Here is a 17,593-nt window from a genome sequence, read left to right as displayed (position 1 = left end):
GAATGTTTGAAATTGCCTCCATTCATGACCGTGTGCGTGAATTTCTTGATGAACCCGGCAACGATCTGCCGGTTTTCGATCGCACGGCCCTCCTGGTCCATCAGGAGGCCACCAAGGCCGATCCGGACACGGACAAGGTCATCAGCTACATCGCCCAGGATCAGGTGCTCGCGGCGGAAGTGCTCAAAGTCGCCAATTCCTCCTTTTTCCGGGGCATCAAGAAAGTCAGCCGGATTCAGGATGCCGTGGTGCGCATTGGTCTGCGCGAGGTGGTCAACAGCGTGATGATGGCCACGCAGCGCAAGAACTACAGCTCCCGCAACCCGTTCGTGCAGCAGTATACGGCCACGTTGTGGAAGCATTCCGTGGCCTGCGCTTTTGGCGCGCAGTGGCTGGCCAAGCGCTGCGACCACTCCGAGCTTGCGCCTGAGGCCTTCATTGCCGGTCTGATTCATGACGTGGGCAAGCTCTTGGTGCTCAAGGCCCTGGTTTCCGTGGGCGAGAAAGACAAGGACGCGCCTCGGATCACCAAGACAGCGGCCGATGAATTCGTCGAGACCATGCATCCCGAATGTGGATTTCTGCTGCTCGAAAAATGGAATCTGCCCGAGTCCTACTGTTACGTATGCCGGGATCACCATCGCCGGGATTATGACCAAGGGAGCACCCTGCTGGTTCTGGTGCGACTGGCCAATCTTGTATGCAGAAAGCTCGGCATCGGCCTGCGCCAGGATCCCGACCTGATCCTGGTCACCAGCAGCGAGGCCGGGATTCTCGGTCTGTCCGACATTACACTTGCGGAACTGGAGATCGCGATGGAAGACCACGTAGCCAACGCGGAAATCTGACCTTCATTCACCCCAATCGTCCCAACGGAGACACTACGACAATGAAGCTGGCGCAACGCATAACCAGGATCAAGCCTTCCGCGACCCTGACCATCAACACCAAGGCTCAGGAGCTGCGCGCCGCAGGGCGGCAGATTGTCAGCCTGGCCGTGGGCGAACCCGATTTCCGCACGCCCGAGCATGTTTGCCAGGCCGCCAAGGCCGCCATGGACGAAGGCTTCACCCGCTACACCCCCGTGCCGGGCATTCCCGAGCTGCGTACGGCCGTGGCCAAATATTTCAAGACCTTTTACGGCGTGGATGCGGCCATGGAGAACGTGGTAGTGACCAACGGCGGCAAGCAGAGCCTGTACAATCTGTTTCAGGTGCTGCTCGATCCGGGCGACGAAGTCATCATCCCCGCGCCGTACTGGGTCAGCTATCCGGCACTGGTGCAGCTGGCCGACGGCGTGTCCGTTTTCGTGGCCACGGAACCGCAGAACAATTTCCTGGTCAGCGTGGAACAGCTGGAGGCGGTCCGCACCCCGCGCACCCGTTGCCTGGTCATGAACACGCCCTCCAATCCCACGGGCTGTCATTACACCCAGGCGCAGCTTGACGCCATCGCCGCCTGGGCCGTGGATAAGGGCGTCTTTGTCATCTCCGATGAAATCTACGATCAGCTGGTCTATGCTCCGGCCAAGCCTGCGTCCCTGGCTGCCTGGTGGCAGCGCTACCCTGAAAATTTTGCCGTGGCCAATGGCCTGGCCAAGAGTTTCGCCATGACCGGCTGGCGGGTGGGCTACACCCTGGCCCATGCGGATCTGATCAAGGCCATGACCAAGATTCAGGGTCAGTCCACGTCCAACATCTGTTCCATCGCCCAGAAAGCGGCCCTGGCGGCCCTGACCGGCGGGTGGGACTGCCTGACCCCCATGCGCGAGGCTTTCGTGCGCAGGCGTGACCTTGGCCTGGCCATGATCCGCGAGTGGGGACATGTGATCTGCCCGGAACCGGCCGGCGCGTTCTATCTTTTTCCGCAGGTGGACTGGTACTACACTCCTGAAGTGCCGGATTCCACGGCCCTGTGCGGCTTGCTGCTGGAAAAGGCCGGCGTGGCCCTGGTGCCCGGGGCCGCTTTCGGCGACGACCGCTGCATCCGCATTTCGTATGCGCTCGATGACGACACCCTGTCCGGTTGCCTGGACAGGATCGGCCAGGTTCTGCACGGCTTGAAAAAATGATTGGAGGTAGGCCCTGTGATTGACCAGTCCCCCCCGTGGAAAGCCCTTGTCGAACATGTCGCGGAACTCAAGCACATGCGTGAGCTTTTTGACCGTGATCCGGGTCGTTTCGATCGTTTTTCAGCGGAAGGGGCCGGTCTTTTTCTGGATTACTCCAAGAACAGGATCACGGACAAGACCATGAACCTGCTTTTCGATCTGGCCGGCGAGGCCGACGTGGCCGGGCGGGTGGAGGCCATGTTTTCCGGTTCGCGCATCAACACCACCGAAAATCGGGCCGTGCTGCATGTGGCCCTGCGGGCGGACGCGGACCAGTTCATTCTCGTGGACGGGATAAACGTCGTGGAACAGGTGCAAGGGGTGCTGGACCAGATGGACGTGTTCACGGGCAAGGTCCGCTCCGGGGAATGGAAGGGCTACACGGGAGCGCGCATCACGGATGTGGTCAATATCGGCATCGGCGGGTCGGATCTGGGGCCGCGCATGGTCACGGCGGCTCTCGACCACTACCGTCAGCAGGATCTTGATTTTCATTTTGTTTCCAACATCGATGGCACGCACATCTCCCAAGTGCTGGGCAAGGTGCGCCCCGAAAGCACGCTTTTCATCATCGCCTCCAAGACCTTCACCACCCAGGAGACCCTGACCAACGCGCACACCGCCCGCGATTGGTTTCTGCGGAGTGGAGCGGCGCAGTCCGATGTGGCCAGGCATTTCGTGGCCCTGTCTACCAATGAACCGGCGGTCAGGGATTTCGGCATCGACCCGGCCAATATGTTCGCCTTCTGGGATTGGGTCGGGGGCCGCTACTCCCTGTGGTCCTGCATCGGGCTGTCTATCGCCCTGGCCGTGGGCATGGAGAACTTCCGCGAGCTTCTGGCCGGCGCCAGGGAGATGGACAAACATTTTCGCACAACGCCCTTTGAGCGCAACATTCCGGTGCTGCTGGCGCTCCTGGGCGTGTGGTACCGCAATTTTCACGGTTTGGAGTCCCATGCCGTGCTCCCTTATGACCAGTATCTGGCGCTTTTGCCCGCGTATCTGCAGCAGGCGGACATGGAGAGCAACGGCAAGGGCGTGAACCGGGACGGAATACCCGTGACCCACGCCACGGGCCCGATTTTGTGGGGCGAGCCCGGCACCAACGGCCAGCATGCCTTTTACCAGCTTTTGCACCAGGGTACGACCGTGGTTCCCTGCGATTTTCTGGTCGCGGTCAATCCGCTGCATGAGATCGGCGAGCATCACACCATCCTGTTGGCCAATTTTCTGGCCCAGACCGAGGCCCTCATGCGCGGCCGCACCCTGGCCGAGGCCGAAGCGGAGCTCGCGGACCTTGAACCCCAGGCCCGAGAGGCGCTGGCTCCCCATAAGTCGTTTCCGGGCAACCGCCCGAGCAACTCCCTGCTCTACGAGCGCCTCACTCCGCGCACGCTTGGCAGCCTGATCGCCATGTACGAGCACAAGATTTTCGTGCAGGGCGTCATCTGGGGGATCAATTCCTTCGACCAGATGGGCGTGGAGCTGGGCAAGCAGTTGGCGGGGGTGATTTTGCCGGAGCTTCGCGGCGGGGCGGCAGGCGTGCACGACGCTTCGACCCTGGGGCTTATCCGCCACTGCATTGACCGGCGCAAGTCTTGAAAACCAACATTGAATGCCCCGGGGCTGCGAGCCCCGGCCCTTGCTCTTCCACATTTTTGACCTCGGCCAAAGCATGAAGCTCAATCCCTTTCGCGTTGATCCGGCCCATCCCTTTCAGCTGGTAAAATTCCTGTCCATCAGCACGCTGGTGCTGATTCTTGCGTCAAGCAGCCTCATGTCGGTGTTCATGACCAATTACGCCAAGAGCGCGCTCCTGAAGAAAAATCAGGCCTTCGCCAGACTGTTGGCCGAGAACCTGAACCATCAGATCTACAGGCGTTTCACCTTGCCCGTAGTGCTCGGTTTCGGGCGTGTCGAGCTCAAGCGCAAGGACCAGTACGAACGCCTGGAGCAGGTCATCGAATCGACCATCCATTCCTTTCATGTCCTTGATCTGCGCATCTACGACGAGCAGAACGAGGTCGCCTTCAGCACCGATGCCGAGCAGGTCGGTAACAACGAACTGGGCGGCGAGGCCGTGCAGGCGGCGATACAGAGCGGCAAGATCAGCTTCGAATTGCAGAACTCCCTGAGCATCTGGGATGTGCTTGCCGCCATCAACCTCGAAGACGGGGACGTGGTGCTGCGCACGGTCTATCCCTTGAGAGCCGAACGCGATTTGCGCTTTCGGGACCAGCCCGGACCGCTGCTGGGCATTCTGGAACTGACCCAGGACATCACCAGCGATTACGAAACCGTGCTGCACCTGCAGCGGCTCATCATCCTGACCACGTTCATGGGTTCGGCCGCTCTTTACGGGCTGATCTTTTTTCTTGTCCGCAAGGCCGACCGGGTGCTCGATGAAAGGCTGCGCGACAAGGACCGCCTGGAAAAGGAGTTGCTCCAGAACGAAAAGCTTGCCTCCATGGGGCGCATGGTGGCCAGTATCGCGCATGAAATCCGCAACCCGCTGGGCATCATCCGCAGCAGCGCGGAGCTTCTCCTCAAAAGGCAAAAGGCCGAAGGCGGAACCAACGTGAAGATGCTCGAAGCCATTTTTCACGAGTCCAAGCGCTTGAGCCAGACCGTGAACGATTTTCTTGATTACGCTCGCCCCCGTCAGCCTTCCCTGGAGGACGTCGATCTGGAGAAGGTCGTGCGCCATGCCGTGGGATTCCTGACCCAGGAGGGACAGGAGCATGGGGTGGTGGTGGAAAGCTCGTTGCCGACGGGGTATGTGGTCCAGGGAGACCGGGATCTTTTGTATCGGGGTTTCTACAACCTGATCAGCAACGCAATCCAGGCCTGCTCCGATGGCGGGCATGTGCGCATCATGCCGGTCTGCCATGAGGACCAGATGGCAGTGCTGGTGCAGGATACGGGCACGGGGTTTGATTCCAAGCAGCTGGACCGTTACGTCGAGCCTTTCTTCACGACCAAGGACACAGGTACGGGCCTGGGCCTGGCCATAACAAGTTCCATTTTTCAGATTCACGGCGCGGAGATGATCTTAAGGAACGGTCCTCACGGTGGGGCCGAAGCCTTGGTGATTTTTTCCGAGCCATGCTAGCGGGTAATACACATGGGCAATCACATACTGATCATCGACGACGAGAAAAACTATCTCCTGGTGCTGGAGGCCATCCTCGAAGAGGAGGGGTACACGGTCACGGCCCTGGGCGACCCGGTCATGGCCATGACCTACCTCGACGAGTCCGAGGTCGATGTGGTCATAACCGACATGAAAATGCCCGGCATGACCGGCCAGCAGGTTCTGGAGACGGTACGCAAGCGTCATCCCCATGTCCCGGTCATGATCATGACTGCTTTCGGCACCATCGATCGCGCCGTGGATGCCATGAAGAGCGGGGCTTTTGACTACATCACCAAGCCATTTTCCAATGACGAGATCCTGCTCTCCGTAGGCAAGGCCATGAAACTCTCCCACGCGGAGCAGCAGAACCGTCTGTTGCGGGAAAGCCTGGCCGAAAAGTTCGGCAAGGAAACCATCATCGGCAACTCCAAGCCCATCCAGGATGTCCTGACCCTGGCGGGCAAGGTCGCCCCTACGCGCAGCAACGTGCTGGTCACGGGCGAGTCCGGCACGGGCAAGGAATTGGTGGCCCGGGCCATCCACATCGCCTCGGACCGCAAGGACATGCCGTTTATCTCGGTCAACTGCATGTCCCTGAACCCGGGCGTGCTGGAGAGCGAGCTTTTCGGCCACGAAAAGGGCTCCTTCACCGGAGCCATGGCCCTGAAGCGCGGCCGCTTCGAGCTGGCCCAGGGCGGGACGCTTTTCCTGGACGAGATCGGGGAGCTGTCCCAGGAGATGCAGGTCAAGCTTCTGCGCGTGCTGCAGGAGCGGGTGATCGAGCGGGTCGGCGGGACGGAGACCATTGCCGTGGATTTCAGGCTGGTGGCGGCCACCAACAAGAATCTGCAGGAGGAGATCGTGGCCGGCAGGTTCCGCGAGGATCTCTTCTACCGCCTGAACGTGGTCAACATCCATCTGCCGCCCCTGCGCGAGCGGCGTGAGGACATTCCCATCCTGGCCAGCCATTTTCTGCGCAAGTTCTCGCTGGAGAACAACCGTCAGGTGCACGGCTTCACCCCCGGCGCCATCGACTATCTTTCCGCCTACGAATGGCCGGGCAACGTGCGCCAGCTGGAGAACGTCATCGAGCGCTGCGTGGTCCTCAGCAGCCACGACGTGATCGATGTGGACGATCTGCCGGCGGAGCTGCGCGACGAGGAGATGCAGTTCAAGAGCGCCGTGGATCTTTTGCCGCTCAAGGTCAATTTGTCCGAAACCCTGGAAAAGATCGAGGCGGCCCTCATCCGCCGGGCCATGGTCCGCTCCGGATTCGTGCAGGTCAAGACGGCGGAGCTCCTTGACGTGTCCAAGAGCCTGCTGCAGTACAAGCTCAAGAAATACAAGATCTCGGCCAAGAACTAGCGTGTGTCCGGGATGAGCGAAGCCTCTGTCGCCGATTTGCTGGCCACGGTGGAGCAAACTCCGTGGCTGGCAGTGGATATCGTCGGGCGCCGGTTTTTTCCGGCGCAGGCCCCGCGATTCGCCGCCCCGGCGCGGCCCTGGCCGCCCCCGGTGCAGCGCGGTCTTGAGCTTCTGGGCGTCCGCGAGCTTTACGAGCATCAGGTCCGGGCCATCGATATGGTCCGCTCCGGCCGCCACGTGGTCGTGGCCACGCCCACGGCCAGCGGCAAGTCCCTCATCTACAACCTGCCCGTGCTTGAGGCCTGCCACGCGGATCGCCGCACCCGGGCCCTGTATCTCTTCCCCCTGAAAGCCCTGGCCCAGGATCAGCGCCGGGCGCTGGATTCCCTGGCCGCCGGTCTCTTTCCCACGCCCACATCGGCCATCTACGACGGGGACACCTCGGCCTCGCAACGTTTGCGCATACGCCGGGACCCTCCAAACGTTCTCTTCACCAATCCGGACATGCTGCATCTGGGGATTTTGCCCAGCCACGAAAAGTGGTCGGAATTCTTCGCCAATCTTAAATTCGTGGTCGTGGACGAGGTGCACACCTATCGTGGCGTCATGGGCTCGCACATGGCCTGGGTTTTTCGCCGTCTGGTCCGTCTCTGCCGGTTGCACGGAGCGAACCCGACCTTTGTCTGTTCTTCCGCGACCATCGCCAACCCGGAGGAGCTGGCCTCGAATCTGACCGGGCTGCCCATGAACGCGGTTCTGGAAGGCACGGCCGCAAGCCCTCCGAAGCACATGCTCCTTCTGAACGGTGTGGACGGAGCCGCCCGCAAGGCCATCGGACTGCTGCAAGAGGGCATGAAGCTGGGCTTGCGGACCATTGTCTATTGCAAGTCGCGGCGCATGACCGAGCTTATCGCCCTGTGGGCGGGAGAGGCAGAGGGCGAGGAGCGGGAGCGCATCTGTGCCTATCGGGCCGGATTCCTGCCGGAGGAGCGGCGCGAGATCGAAGCCCGCCTTTCTTCCGGAGAGCTGTTGGCCGTGGTTTCCACCAGCGCCCTGGAGCTTGGCATCGACATCGGGGGGCTCGATCTGTGCATTCTGGTCGGCTATCCCGGCTCCATCATGGCCAGCTTGCAGCGCTCGGGCCGGGTGGGGCGAGGGGGGCGCGAGGCCGCGACCTTCCTGATCGGACACGAAGACGCGCTGGACCAGTATTTCATGCATCATCCCGAGGAATTTTTTGCCATGAAGGCCGAACGGGCGGTCATCAACCCGGACAATCCGGTCATTGCCGCCAGGCATATGCAGTGCGCGGCGGCGGAAGCCTCGCTGCATCGGTCCGATCCGCTGGTCCGGGAAAATTCCGGGCTGGTAGCGGACCTGGTGCGTGGGGGCGAGCTGCTGCAGAGCCGGGACGGGCAGGAGTTCTTCTCCAAGGCCAGGCAGCCTCATCGGGGCGTGGCCCTGCGCGGCACGGGTTCGACTGTGGTCATCATGGACATGGACAGCGGCGAGCGGATCGGGATGGTGGACGGTTTTCGCGCGGTGCTGGAGACCCATCCCGGCGCGGTCTATCTGCATCGGGGCGTGACCTATGTGATCGCGGATCTGGATCTTGAGACCCGGATGGCCAAGGCGCGGCGGGCCAAAGTCTCCTACTATACCCGCGTGCGGCATGAGAAGAGTACGGAGATCATCGAAGTGAGCGCCACCCGGCCCGTATTCGGGGCCATGGTCAGTCTCGGACGGCTCAAGGTCACGGACCAGGTTACGGGATACGACCGCATCAGCACGCGCGGCGGACGGAACCTTGGCACCGTGCCCCTCGACATGCCTCCGCTGGTCTTCGAGACGCAAGGGGTCTGGATCGCCATCCCCGAGTCCGTGCGCAGGCAGGTGGAAGGGCAGATGGCCCACTTCATGGGCGGCATCCATGCCCTGGAGCACGCCGCCATAGGCATGATGCCTCTTCTGGTCATGACGGACAGGAACGATCTGGGCGGGATATCCATCCCGTTTCATCCACAGGTCGGCTCCGCGGCCGTGTTCATCTACGACGGCCTGCCCGGCGGGTGCGGGTTGGCCGAACAGGCCCACGCCGAATACGAAACACTGCTTGAGCGCACCGCCCGCGTGATCCGGGACTGCGCGTGTGAAAACGGGTGTCCGGCCTGCGTGCATTCCCCCAAGTGCGGCTCCGGCAACAGGCCCATCGCCAAGGGTGCGGCCTTGATGGTGCTGGAGGGAATCATGAACGCCGCCCCGCCGGTGGAAGCCGCATCGCAGGAGTTCGCGACCCCCCGCATCGAGATGACCGAGCCGCCTGCCACCGCCGTGCAGGATGCAGCTTTGAACCCGCTGCCGCCGGATTTTCGCTACGCGGTTCTGGATCTGGAAACCCGGCGTTCCGCGCAGGATGTCGGGGGCTGGCACCGGGCCGACCTGATGGGGGTCAGCTGCGTGGTCGTCTATGACTCGGGGGTCGATGATTTTCGTGACTACGGGCAGGAGGACGTGCCGCGTCTGGTAGGGGAGCTGGTGGAGTTCGATCTGGTGGTCGGGTTCAATATCCTGCGCTTCGACTATGCCGTGCTGGGCGGCTTGAGCCGTTTTGATTTTTCAAGTCTGCCCACCCTGGACATCCTGGGGAGTGTCCATGAGACCCTTGGGTATCGCCTGTCCCTCGATCATCTGGCCCGCGAGACGCTGGGCGCGGCCAAAAGCGCCAGCGGCATGCAGGCCCTGGCCTGGTGGAAGGAGGGACGTCTCGCCGACATCATTTCCTATTGCCGCCAGGACGTGGCCGTGACCCGCGATCTTTTTCTCTTCGGCGTGAGGCATGGGCACCTGCTCTTTCGCAACAAGGCCGAAAAGATCGTGCGCGTGCCCGTGGATTGGGCCGTGAATTGGGAGGGATAGACGTGGCCGGGTCTTGCCAAGGGCGGCGGACAGGTTTACCGCCCTCCATGTTTTGATAAAACGTGAAAGGAAAAATTTCATGACACCCACTCCGGATACCACTCCCGCCAATGGCCGTGCGGGGCGCAAGCGTTTCGTCGTATTGATCGTCTTCATCCTCATCGTCGGAATCGGCGTCCTGCAGTACGTGCGCGGTCTGGGACGGGTGTCCACGGACGACGCCTTTGTCGATGGCCGAATCTATCAGATAACGCCACGGGTGGACGGGTACATTTTGCAGGATCTGGTCGAGGACAACCAGCTCGTGGAGGAGGGGCAGCCGCTCCTGGTTCTCGACCCCGTCGGTTACGAGGTGGGCGTGGCCCAGGCGCGGGCCGATCTGGCCACGGCCGAGGCGCAACTGGAGTCCCTGCGCAAGGGCGTGCCCCTGCAGAAAAGCCAGACCGAATTCCAGGTCCTGGGCGCGCGGGCCCAACTCGACAGCTTGATGCGCAGCCTGGATCAGGCCCGCCTGGAAGAGGCTGCGGCCAGACAGATGGTGCTGCAGGCCGAGGCGGAGCTCAAGAATGCGGAGCTTGGTTTCAACCGTCTTTTCGAATTGCGCCAGGGCGGGGTCGTTGCCGAATCCGCTTTGGACGAAGCCCGCTCCGGGCTGGACAGCGCCCGCGCAAGGACTGCCGCCGCCCGAGACAAGGCGGATGCGGCGGAGCGCAATCGGGCCTCGCTGCGTGAAAATGTGGCGCGCCTTCAGGCCAACATCGGGCTGGCTCAGACCGGGCACGAGGTGGCTTCAATCAAGGATCTGGAGGTTGCGGCCCAGGAGGCGCGGGTGGACCTGGCCCGGGCGAAGGTGCGCAAGGCCGAGCTCGATCTGGGCTACACCCGCATCCTGGCTCCGGCAAAAGGGCATGTGACCAAGAAGCGGGTTCAGGTCGGGCAGATCGTGACCGCGGGGCAGCCCATCATGGCGCTTGTGCCCCTGCACCAGGACCAGCTCTGGATCACGGCCAATTTCAAGGAGACCCAGCTGGCCCGGGTGCGGCCCGGACAGAGGGTCGACATCGAGGTGGACACTTTTCCCGACCGGGAGTTCTCGGGCCGGGTGGAGTCGGTCATGGCCGGTACGGGCGCGGTTTTTTCCCTCTTTCCCCCGGAGAACGCCATGGGCAACTACGTGAAGGTAGTGCAGCGCATTCCGGTCAAGATCGTTCTTGAATCGGCCAATGCGACGGACAGCCTGCGGCTGGGCATGAGCGTCGTCCCGACCATCCATCTGGACTAGATCCATGGCTCCGGCGCGCGCCACGGGCAAGTGGCTCATCACCCTCAGCGTCATGATCCCGACGCTGCTGGAAATACTCGATACCTCCATCGCCAACGTGGCGCTGGGGCATATCCAGGGCTCCCTGTCCGCCGGTCAGGACGAGGTGACCTGGGTTCTGACCTCCTATCTGGTCGCCAACGCCATCGTCATTCCCATGAGCGGCTGGCTGGCCCGGATCATGGGGCGCAAGAACTACCTCATGGCCTCGGTGACCCTGTTCACCCTGGCCTCCATGCTTTGCGGCCTGGCCCAGAGCCTTGAAGCACTGGTCGTGTTCCGGATCATCCAGGGCATCGGAGGCGGCGGCCTGCAGCCCATGTCCCAGGCCATCCTGCTTGAGACCTTTCCGCCCCGGCAGCGCGGGCTGGCCATGGCCATCTTCGCCATGGGCGCCGTCCTTGGCCCTATCCTGGGGCCGCTGCTTGGCGGGTACATCACGGACAATTATTCCTGGATCTGGATATTCTACATCAACGTGCCGCTGGGCATTCTGTCCCTTTTCATGTGCTGGTCCTTCATCTTCGACCCCTCCTATCAAGAGCGCCGCGTGGCCGGGGAAAAGGTGGACTATCTGGGCCTTGCGCTCCTGTCCGTGGGGCTTGGCTGCCTGCAGATCGTGCTCGACAAGGGGCAGGGAGACGACTGGTTCGCCTCGCAGCACATAGTGATACTGAGCATCCTGGCTGCGATCTGCCTGTGCGCGCTGGTGTGGTGGGAGCTTCGGCATTCCAACCCGATCATCAATCTGCGCACCTTCCGCTATCCCAATTTCGCGGCCGGCAACGTGGTCATGTTTTTCGGATTTTTCGCGTTTTTCGGGTCCATCGTGCTTTTGCCCATGTATCTGCAGAACCTGATGGGCTACACGTCCTATCTGGCAGGTCTGGTCCTTGGGCCAAGCGGAGCCATCATGCTCCTGCTCCTGCCTGTGGCGGGGAAACTCACGGAAAAGATCGACGCCCGTTTTCTGCTTTGTTTCGGACTGACGGTTTCGGGTTTTTCCCTTCTGTTCATGTCCAATTTCACCCTGCAGATCGACATCGATACGGCCATTCACGGGCGTAACATCCAGGCCATCGGCATCGCCTTCTTCTTCGTGCCGCTGTCGTATCTGACCATGGCCTTCATCCCGCGCGAGAGCATGAACAACGCTTCGGCCCTCTTCAATCTGCTGCGCAATCTGGGCGGGTCCTTCGGCACGGCCTTCGTGACCACCGTTCTGGCCCGTCGGGCCCAGGTGCACCAGCATCATCTGGTCGAACACCTGACGCCCTACGATCCACCGTTCACGCAGGCCCGCGACGCCCTGGAAAAATTCATGGGGCTCGATCCCGTGCAGGCCGCAGGAGTCATCTACAGCCATGTGCTCAAGCAGGCCGCATACATGGCCTACGTGGACGTCTTCTACATCCAGGCCCTGTTCTTCTTTGGATTGGCGGTGTTCATGTGGATCATCAAAAGGCCCGACCACGGCACGCACATGCCCGAAGGCATGCACTAGGACCCGGGCTGGGAGGGCAGGAAGACGGCGCGGATCCGCGTATCGTGTTCCAGGGCAAGCTCAAGGCGGCGCTGAAGGATTTTCCGGCCGTCCAAGATCCAGTGCGAAAAGTCGCGGTCCGGGCGCGGCTCCAGGGTGACCTTCTGCCCTTGAAAATACAGCCCTTCATATTCCCCGGGCGTATCCTGCCCATCGATCAGGACCGGTTCAGGGCTCTGCACCTGGCAGGCAACAACCTCTGGCGCTTTCAGGTCGGCCACGGATTCGGCCATGAGGAGAGCGCGGCGCTCAAGCAGATAGGATAACGCCAGTTCTTCGTCGAAGCATTCAATTCCGGTCTCTTTTTCCAGCCGCGCATAGTGATCGACGCGCTCCGTGATCCATTCCCGGCTCAGGCGGTGGTTGATGCTCCAGGTCAGCCGCCACAGCATCTCTTCTCTGAAACGCGGGCTCGAATCCCACATCCCTTTGAAGACAGAGGCCCGCATGCCGTGGGCGTCGCGGAAGTTCTTCCAGCCTGCCCGGTTGGCGGGAATTCCGTTTGCACGAAGCCCGGCAAAGGCCAGATCGGCATCCCATAGCACGCTGCGCCAGCGTGGGGCAGGCTCCGTCTCGTCCAGCAGAAAGGCTCCCTGATTCCAGTCCTGCCATTGCAGAAAGGCAAAGGTGGTCATGGCATTCATGAAGTCGCTCATGTCCAGTATGCCTGACACGCGGTCATAGTCCCACAGGCCGAAGAAAGGGTCGACGCGCAGGCGCAGGGCTTTGTACCGGGCCGTGTCCAGGACCGAGTTTTCGGATTCGAGCATGTAAAAGGCGAAGTCCTTGTGTCCGAGCTTGCGCTCCCAGTGGGTGCGGTTGACGTGTTCGCTGGCCAGGCCCAGACCGAGATTCTCGCCGTTTCTGCAAAGCAGGATGGGAGCATAGTCCGGCGTGATCGATCCGATGCGCCGGGCCACGTCGAAGGCGAGCATATTCACGAAGCCGGGGATCAGGTTCTTTTCCGTGCGTGTGACCACCTTGCGGATCTTCATTTCCGAACCATCAAGGAACGCCGCGCCGGGGACACTTTTCTGCCCGTAGCTGTTGCGAAAATAGAGGCGAAAACTGTGCAGCATGTCGCGCGTGTCGCGATTGCCCTGCAGGCGGATTCCAGCGGGCGCGGCCAGGAGCTCCCGTCCGTTTTGCATGACCACGACTCCTGCCGGACGCTCCCAGTTCCGTCCGCGTTCGCGGCTGTGGGCCTTGAGCCCGGTTTCCGGATCATGGAGATCTTCGTCCGCGACGCGAATGGCCACCACCCGCATGGCGGAATCGGCCAAGGGAAGTGCGTCTTTTCGGGCCGCGGCGATCAGGGCCGAGGCATCCTGTTTTTGTCTTGGGATGGTTACGGGGAGACCCTGCTTGGCGAGCAGGGATGACTTGCGCGAACTGCCCAGGTCGTCCCTGAGCACGGCGATGCGCCAGGAGCGCTCCTCTCCCCAATGGTGCAGGCGCAGTCCGAAGTAGACCAGAATCAGGCCGCAGAGAATCAGCAGCAGGACCGAAAGGCGTCGCAGAGACCTTGGCATCAGATGCTGACCTGGTCGTTGAACATGGAGACGGTGGCCCCTTGGGCGCAGGTCAGGGCGTGTCCGCGTACGCGGGTCAGCAGGTCGGGACTGCCCTTGGCGAAGCGCAGGGTCACTGCCGCGCCTTCGCCGGTTTCAACCACGGAGATGACCCGTACGCCGGCAATGCCGGTGACGCTGGGCAGGAATTCCGTCGAGGACGATTCGGCGTTGCTTCCGGGCAGGTTGACCAGGATCGTGCCCTGTTCGCTGGCGGCCAGGGGCAGGCCGCGCCAATTGATGAGGAACAGGCCGAAGGTCGAAACGGCCAGCAGGATGAGCAGGAAAAGGAGGTTGAAGGTCGCGCAGGAAATCGCGGTGGCGATGGTCAGCATGATGAATCCGACTTCTTCGGGCTCCTTGATGGGCGTACGGAAACGGACGATGGACAGCGCGCCAAGCAGGCCCAGCGACAGGGGCAGGGAAAACTGTACGCAGATGAAGATCGCCGTGACCGAAATGCCCAGAAGCGGAAAGGAGCGATAGGCGAGGCTCCCTGTGCCGCGCGGCCGGTAGAAGCGGACATAGAGGCGCGAGATGTACAGGGACGCGAAGAAGGAGACCAGGAGCAGGATGAAGAAGGTGGTCAGGCCGATGTTCGCCATCTCTTCATGACCGGATGTTCCTGATTTGATCAGCGCCTCGTATATGTTGGCCAGAAAATCCACGCTGCTCGGGATGAGTTCGTTCACGAAAGGTCTCCTTAGATATGGTGCTGCATCAGGCTCTGGTAGCAGTGCAGGTATTTGGAAAAGGAATCGGGCCGCAGGCCCATGGTCATGAGGGGCGCGAGATATTGAGGGAGGCTCGCGAGACTTCCCTTCGTTTCGATCACGGCGAAAGAGAGCATCGGCGATCCTGCTGGGCCGGGACAGGACAGGGCGTGACGCGATGCGTGGATGTCCTGATCCAGGGCGATGCGGACGCCGGTCATGGGATCAATGAAGCGCATCCTGCGATAGCTGACCACAAAAACAGGACGGGTCGAGGCGCAAAGCCCCACGCCTTTCGTGGCGAGCAGGGCGGGTAGGGCCGCCAGTTCAGGATCGCCCAGGGACATCCCCGCGAGCTCCAGTCCTGTGCGTGAGACCCGTATGCGCACCTTGCGCTGCAGGCCGCCTTCCTTGATTTTGGCTTCGAGGAAGGCCGGCCCGTTGTCGGGCTTGAAATCCCAGTCCCCGTACCAGCGCAGGCGGACCTTGGCCTTGAAGTAGGTGCTGTCGATCTTTTCAGTCAGAAATTGCAGGTCGAGGGTGTCGTAATAGATGCTGTGCACCGTGGCCGCGGCGAAATTTGGATCGGGCAGGCAGTGCGCGCTGATGATGGCCCTGGCCAAAAGGGCCTGGGCCATGTCGAGGACATATTTTTTTTCGGTGCGTGATTCCATGTGTTATTGGCCTTGCGTTCCATGCCTGAGTCAGCATGCAAAGCCGCACCTTGTGCACAACGAAGTAAAATCGCAAGCATTTGTTGGAGGCCAAAGAAAAGGGGGCGCCGAGCCCCCCCCTCTTTAGGTTGAAAAGTCGGGTTATTCCTTGCTGATGGCTTCCACCGGACAGGCGTCGATGGCGTCCTGGGCGCATTCGGCTGTGGAGTCCGGGGCCGTGACCATGGCTTTTTCTTCGCCGTCGATCATGGCAAAAACTTCAGGACAAAGTTCCACACAACTTTCGCAGCCGATGCATTCTTCGTGGTCGATCACTATGGTCATGATTCCTCCAGGTTGGGGTTACGTTTGGTTTTTGCCATACAGCTTTCCAGATGTCCGTGCAAGCCGTGGTGAGTTTGGGATTGCTTGATCGTTTTTTTCGTTGGCATGAATTTGGCTCATGCTTAGGCGGAGGATTCCCATGCGAGAACCAACACCTGAAATCATGCGCGACGTGTCGGCGCGGCTTTCCCGCCCCGGGCCTGGCAAGCGGGCCATGGAAGGCGCGGCAGAGCCCTTTGGCGGTATAAACGGCGTTGATGGAGAGCATCCCGGCGGGAACGCTTTCGGTCAACACTTTGACATTTTTGCCCGGGAGCAGCAGCTCCGGCCCGCCAGTTGGGTCATCTGCTGGTCGGATCTGATGATGACCATGTTCATCATGTTCGCCGCGCTCTACATCTTTCAACTGCCCAAAATTCAATATAAATCGGTTTCGGAATTCTCCGTGCAGGCCTTGCCGCTGGGGACCGAAACCATTCCGCCCCAGGCTTTGGCCGGATCGATTCTGGATCGTCTGCACGACCGCTTGCGTGATCTGATCGCGCGCGATGGGCTGCAAGCCGTGGTCATGGTGCAGTCGGTTCCGGGAAAATCATTGCATGTGGTGCTCCCGGGCGATTTTCTTTTTGAAGGAAGCGGCACCGTTCTGCGGGGCGATGTCAAAAAAACGCTGCTGGACATGGGCGAAATCCTGGGCAGCGCGCCGCATGTCCTGTCCGTGGTCGGCCATGCGGCGCCCGATGGTGCGGCGGTGGGGGCCATGGGACCCTGGGAGCTGTCGGTGGCCATGGCCTCCGATGTGGCGAATTTCTTGATGCTGGACGCGGGTCTGTCCGCCGGGCGTATGCTCGTGGCCGGGTACGGGGATCAGCGCCCGTTGGTGGATGGTGACGGCATCCGCGTCGGCTGGCGCGTGGAATTGGTCTTGAGTTCGGAAAATCCGACGGAGCCTCTGCCCACGGTGAATGCCCCGACCGGAGATGGGTTTCGGCAATGGCTTGCCGCATCGAAGCCGGGAGAGCGATGATGGAAGGAAAAACGATTCTGGGCCTGCTGCTCTGCGCCCTGATTTTTGGAGCAGGTTTCGTGATCAGCGGTGATGTGGGACAGTATTTCAACCTGTCCGCGTTCCTGATCGTCTTCGGCGGCTGCCTGGGCACGGCCATCGCCAGCTTCCGGATGGAACGCCTCGGGTATGTAGGCAAGGTGCTGCGCAATTCCTACCGCTCGCGAATGAAGGAGCCGTCCGCCATAGTCGAGATATTGGTGGACCTGTCGGTCAAGAGCCGGATTCGCGGGCTGCACACCCTGGTCGAGGACGAGCGCGAGACCTCCATCATGTTTCTGCGGCGGGCCCTTGGTTTTGTGGTCGACAATTACTCCCGGGAGCAAACCACCGACATCCTGAACACGGAGATGTATTTCTTCAAGCAGCGCCGCGATGAATCCGAGCGCGTGCTGCGGGTCATGGCCGACATCTGTCCGGCCATCGGGCTGGCGGGCAGCGTGGTGGGGCTTATCGGCATGCTTTCCGGCGTGAATGACACGGGGGTTGTGCTGGCGACCATTCCCATTGCCCTGACTTCGACTCTTTACGGCGTCATCCTGGCCAATTTCGTCTTCCTGCCGCTGGCTGCGCGGATTCGCGAGGTCACGGACCACGAACTTCTGCTCCAGAAGATCATCATCGAGGGCGTGCGGGCCATTCAGAGCGAACTGAACCCCCGCGTGCTCGAAGTGAAGCTCAAATCCTTTCTCACCCCGTCGGCGCGAGAGGGGCAGCTTGTCTCCCTGGCTCGCATCAAGGAGCGATTTCGGATCGATGATCGCGAGGAGGATGCGCCGGTCATGCCTGCGCCGGAGGGGGTGGGTGCAACGCTTTGAAGACGGATCGAATTCAAAGAGACGGCCGCCGGACCG

At 61.4% G+C, this 17,593-nt stretch carries 14 protein-coding genes; 10 read left to right on the top strand and 4 right to left on the bottom strand.

Features of this window, described 5'->3' with window-relative positions; genetic code table 11:
* Positions 1-2: 2 nt before the first annotated feature.
* From BMZ24_RS04165 to BMZ24_RS04130, 8 genes are all read left to right on the top strand, one after another.
* Positions 3-848 carry an HDOD domain-containing protein gene (locus tag BMZ24_RS04165; protein ID WP_092189618.1) on the top strand — a complete coding sequence of 282 codons (846 nt, stop codon included), beginning with the start codon at positions 3-5 and terminating at the stop codon, positions 846-848.
* Positions 849-889: 41 nt separating this feature from the next.
* Entirely contained in the window at positions 890-2,071 is a 1,182-nt protein-coding gene (locus BMZ24_RS04160; RefSeq protein ID WP_092189616.1) for a pyridoxal phosphate-dependent aminotransferase, read from the top strand.
* Positions 2,072-2,086: 15 nt separating this feature from the next.
* On the top strand, positions 2,087-3,712 hold the full coding sequence (gene pgi / locus BMZ24_RS04155) for a glucose-6-phosphate isomerase (protein WP_092189614.1): 1,626 nt from the start codon (positions 2,087-2,089) through the stop codon (positions 3,710-3,712).
* Positions 3,713-3,785: 73 nt separating this feature from the next.
* Positions 3,786-5,222 carry a histidine kinase dimerization/phospho-acceptor domain-containing protein gene (locus BMZ24_RS04150; protein ID WP_167364131.1) on the top strand — a complete coding sequence of 479 codons (1,437 nt, stop codon included), beginning with the start codon at positions 3,786-3,788 and terminating at the stop codon, positions 5,220-5,222.
* Positions 5,223-5,234: 12 nt separating this feature from the next.
* Complete coding sequence (locus tag BMZ24_RS04145; RefSeq protein ID WP_092189610.1) at positions 5,235-6,611, top strand: sigma-54-dependent transcriptional regulator; 1,377 nt, start codon at positions 5,235-5,237, stop codon at positions 6,609-6,611.
* A 12-nt stretch (positions 6,612-6,623) separates the two neighbouring features.
* Complete coding sequence (locus tag BMZ24_RS04140; protein WP_092189608.1) at positions 6,624-9,527, top strand: DEAD/DEAH box helicase; 2,904 nt, start codon at positions 6,624-6,626, stop codon at positions 9,525-9,527.
* Positions 9,528-9,606: 79 nt separating this feature from the next.
* Positions 9,607-10,809 carry an HlyD family secretion protein gene (locus BMZ24_RS04135; RefSeq protein WP_092189606.1) on the top strand — a complete coding sequence of 401 codons (1,203 nt, stop codon included), beginning with the start codon at positions 9,607-9,609 and terminating at the stop codon, positions 10,807-10,809.
* A gap of 4 nt (positions 10,810-10,813) precedes the next feature.
* Positions 10,814-12,352 (top strand): DHA2 family efflux MFS transporter permease subunit, encoded by a 1,539-nt coding sequence (locus tag BMZ24_RS04130; protein ID WP_092189604.1) that lies wholly within the window; start codon positions 10,814-10,816, stop codon positions 12,350-12,352.
* Here BMZ24_RS04130 and BMZ24_RS04125 read toward each other — a convergent pair.
* From BMZ24_RS04125 to BMZ24_RS04110, 4 genes are all read right to left on the bottom strand, one after another.
* The gene (locus tag BMZ24_RS04125; protein WP_092189602.1) at positions 12,349-13,923 is read right to left on the bottom strand and encodes a CotH family protein; all 1,575 of its coding nucleotides are present in this window, start codon (positions 13,921-13,923) and stop codon (positions 12,349-12,351) included. The genes BMZ24_RS04130 and BMZ24_RS04125 overlap by 4 nt on opposite strands.
* Complete coding sequence (locus BMZ24_RS04120; protein ID WP_244150280.1) at positions 13,923-14,654, bottom strand: DUF4956 domain-containing protein; 732 nt, start codon at positions 14,652-14,654, stop codon at positions 13,923-13,925. The genes BMZ24_RS04125 and BMZ24_RS04120 overlap by 1 nt, the downstream gene beginning before the upstream one ends.
* Positions 14,655-14,665: 11 nt before the next feature.
* Entirely contained in the window at positions 14,666-15,349 is a 684-nt protein-coding gene (locus BMZ24_RS04115) for a polyphosphate polymerase domain-containing protein (RefSeq protein ID WP_092189600.1), read from the bottom strand.
* Between the two features lie 141 nt (positions 15,350-15,490).
* Complete coding sequence (locus BMZ24_RS04110; RefSeq protein WP_092189598.1) at positions 15,491-15,673, bottom strand: ferredoxin; 183 nt, start codon at positions 15,671-15,673, stop codon at positions 15,491-15,493.
* A 139-nt stretch (positions 15,674-15,812) separates the two neighbouring features.
* On the opposite strand from BMZ24_RS04110, the gene BMZ24_RS04105 reads away from it, so the two are divergent.
* Positions 15,813-16,700, top strand: a complete 888-nt coding sequence (locus tag BMZ24_RS04105; RefSeq protein WP_161949031.1) for an OmpA/MotB family protein — start codon at positions 15,813-15,815, stop codon at positions 16,698-16,700.
* Positions 16,700-17,557, top strand: coding sequence for a motility protein A (locus BMZ24_RS04100; protein ID WP_092189594.1), 858 nt, complete (start codon positions 16,700-16,702; stop codon positions 17,555-17,557). Before BMZ24_RS04105 ends, BMZ24_RS04100 begins: the two co-directional genes overlap by 1 nt.
* Positions 17,558-17,593 lie beyond the last annotated feature (36 nt).

The sequence above is a fragment of the Desulfomicrobium norvegicum genome (assembly GCF_900114595.1).
GTDB classification, from domain to species: domain Bacteria; phylum Desulfobacterota; class Desulfovibrionia; order Desulfovibrionales; family Desulfomicrobiaceae; genus Desulfomicrobium; species Desulfomicrobium macestii.
The sequence above is the reverse complement of the archived record's forward strand: the minus strand, read 5'-3'. Positions and strand labels throughout refer to the sequence as shown.

What these genes read in the sequence shown, in the direction of transcription:
- BMZ24_RS04140 (WP_092189608.1), top strand. Translation starts at nt 6,624, where the DNA reads ATGAGCGAAGCCTCTGTCGCCGATTTGCTGGCCACGGTGGAGCAAACT.
- BMZ24_RS04110 (WP_092189598.1), bottom strand. Translation starts at nt 15,673, where the DNA reads ATGACCATAGTGATCGACCACGAAGAATGCATCGGCTGCGAAAGTTGT.
- BMZ24_RS04145 (WP_092189610.1), top strand. Translation starts at nt 5,235, where the DNA reads ATGGGCAATCACATACTGATCATCGACGACGAGAAAAACTATCTCCTG.
- BMZ24_RS04100 (WP_092189594.1), top strand. Translation starts at nt 16,700, where the DNA reads ATGGAAGGAAAAACGATTCTGGGCCTGCTGCTCTGCGCCCTGATTTTT.
- BMZ24_RS04165 (WP_092189618.1), top strand. Translation starts at nt 3, where the DNA reads ATGTTTGAAATTGCCTCCATTCATGACCGTGTGCGTGAATTTCTTGAT.
- BMZ24_RS04115 (WP_092189600.1), bottom strand. Translation starts at nt 15,349, where the DNA reads ATGGAATCACGCACCGAAAAAAAATATGTCCTCGACATGGCCCAGGCC.
- BMZ24_RS04150 (WP_167364131.1), top strand. Translation starts at nt 3,786, where the DNA reads ATGAAGCTCAATCCCTTTCGCGTTGATCCGGCCCATCCCTTTCAGCTG.
- BMZ24_RS04105 (WP_161949031.1), top strand. Translation starts at nt 15,813, where the DNA reads ATGCGAGAACCAACACCTGAAATCATGCGCGACGTGTCGGCGCGGCTT.
- BMZ24_RS04135 (WP_092189606.1), top strand. Translation starts at nt 9,607, where the DNA reads ATGACACCCACTCCGGATACCACTCCCGCCAATGGCCGTGCGGGGCGC.
- BMZ24_RS04160 (WP_092189616.1), top strand. Translation starts at nt 890, where the DNA reads ATGAAGCTGGCGCAACGCATAACCAGGATCAAGCCTTCCGCGACCCTG.
- BMZ24_RS04125 (WP_092189602.1), bottom strand. Translation starts at nt 13,923, where the DNA reads ATGCCAAGGTCTCTGCGACGCCTTTCGGTCCTGCTGCTGATTCTCTGC.
- BMZ24_RS04130 (WP_092189604.1), top strand. Translation starts at nt 10,814, where the DNA reads ATGGCTCCGGCGCGCGCCACGGGCAAGTGGCTCATCACCCTCAGCGTC.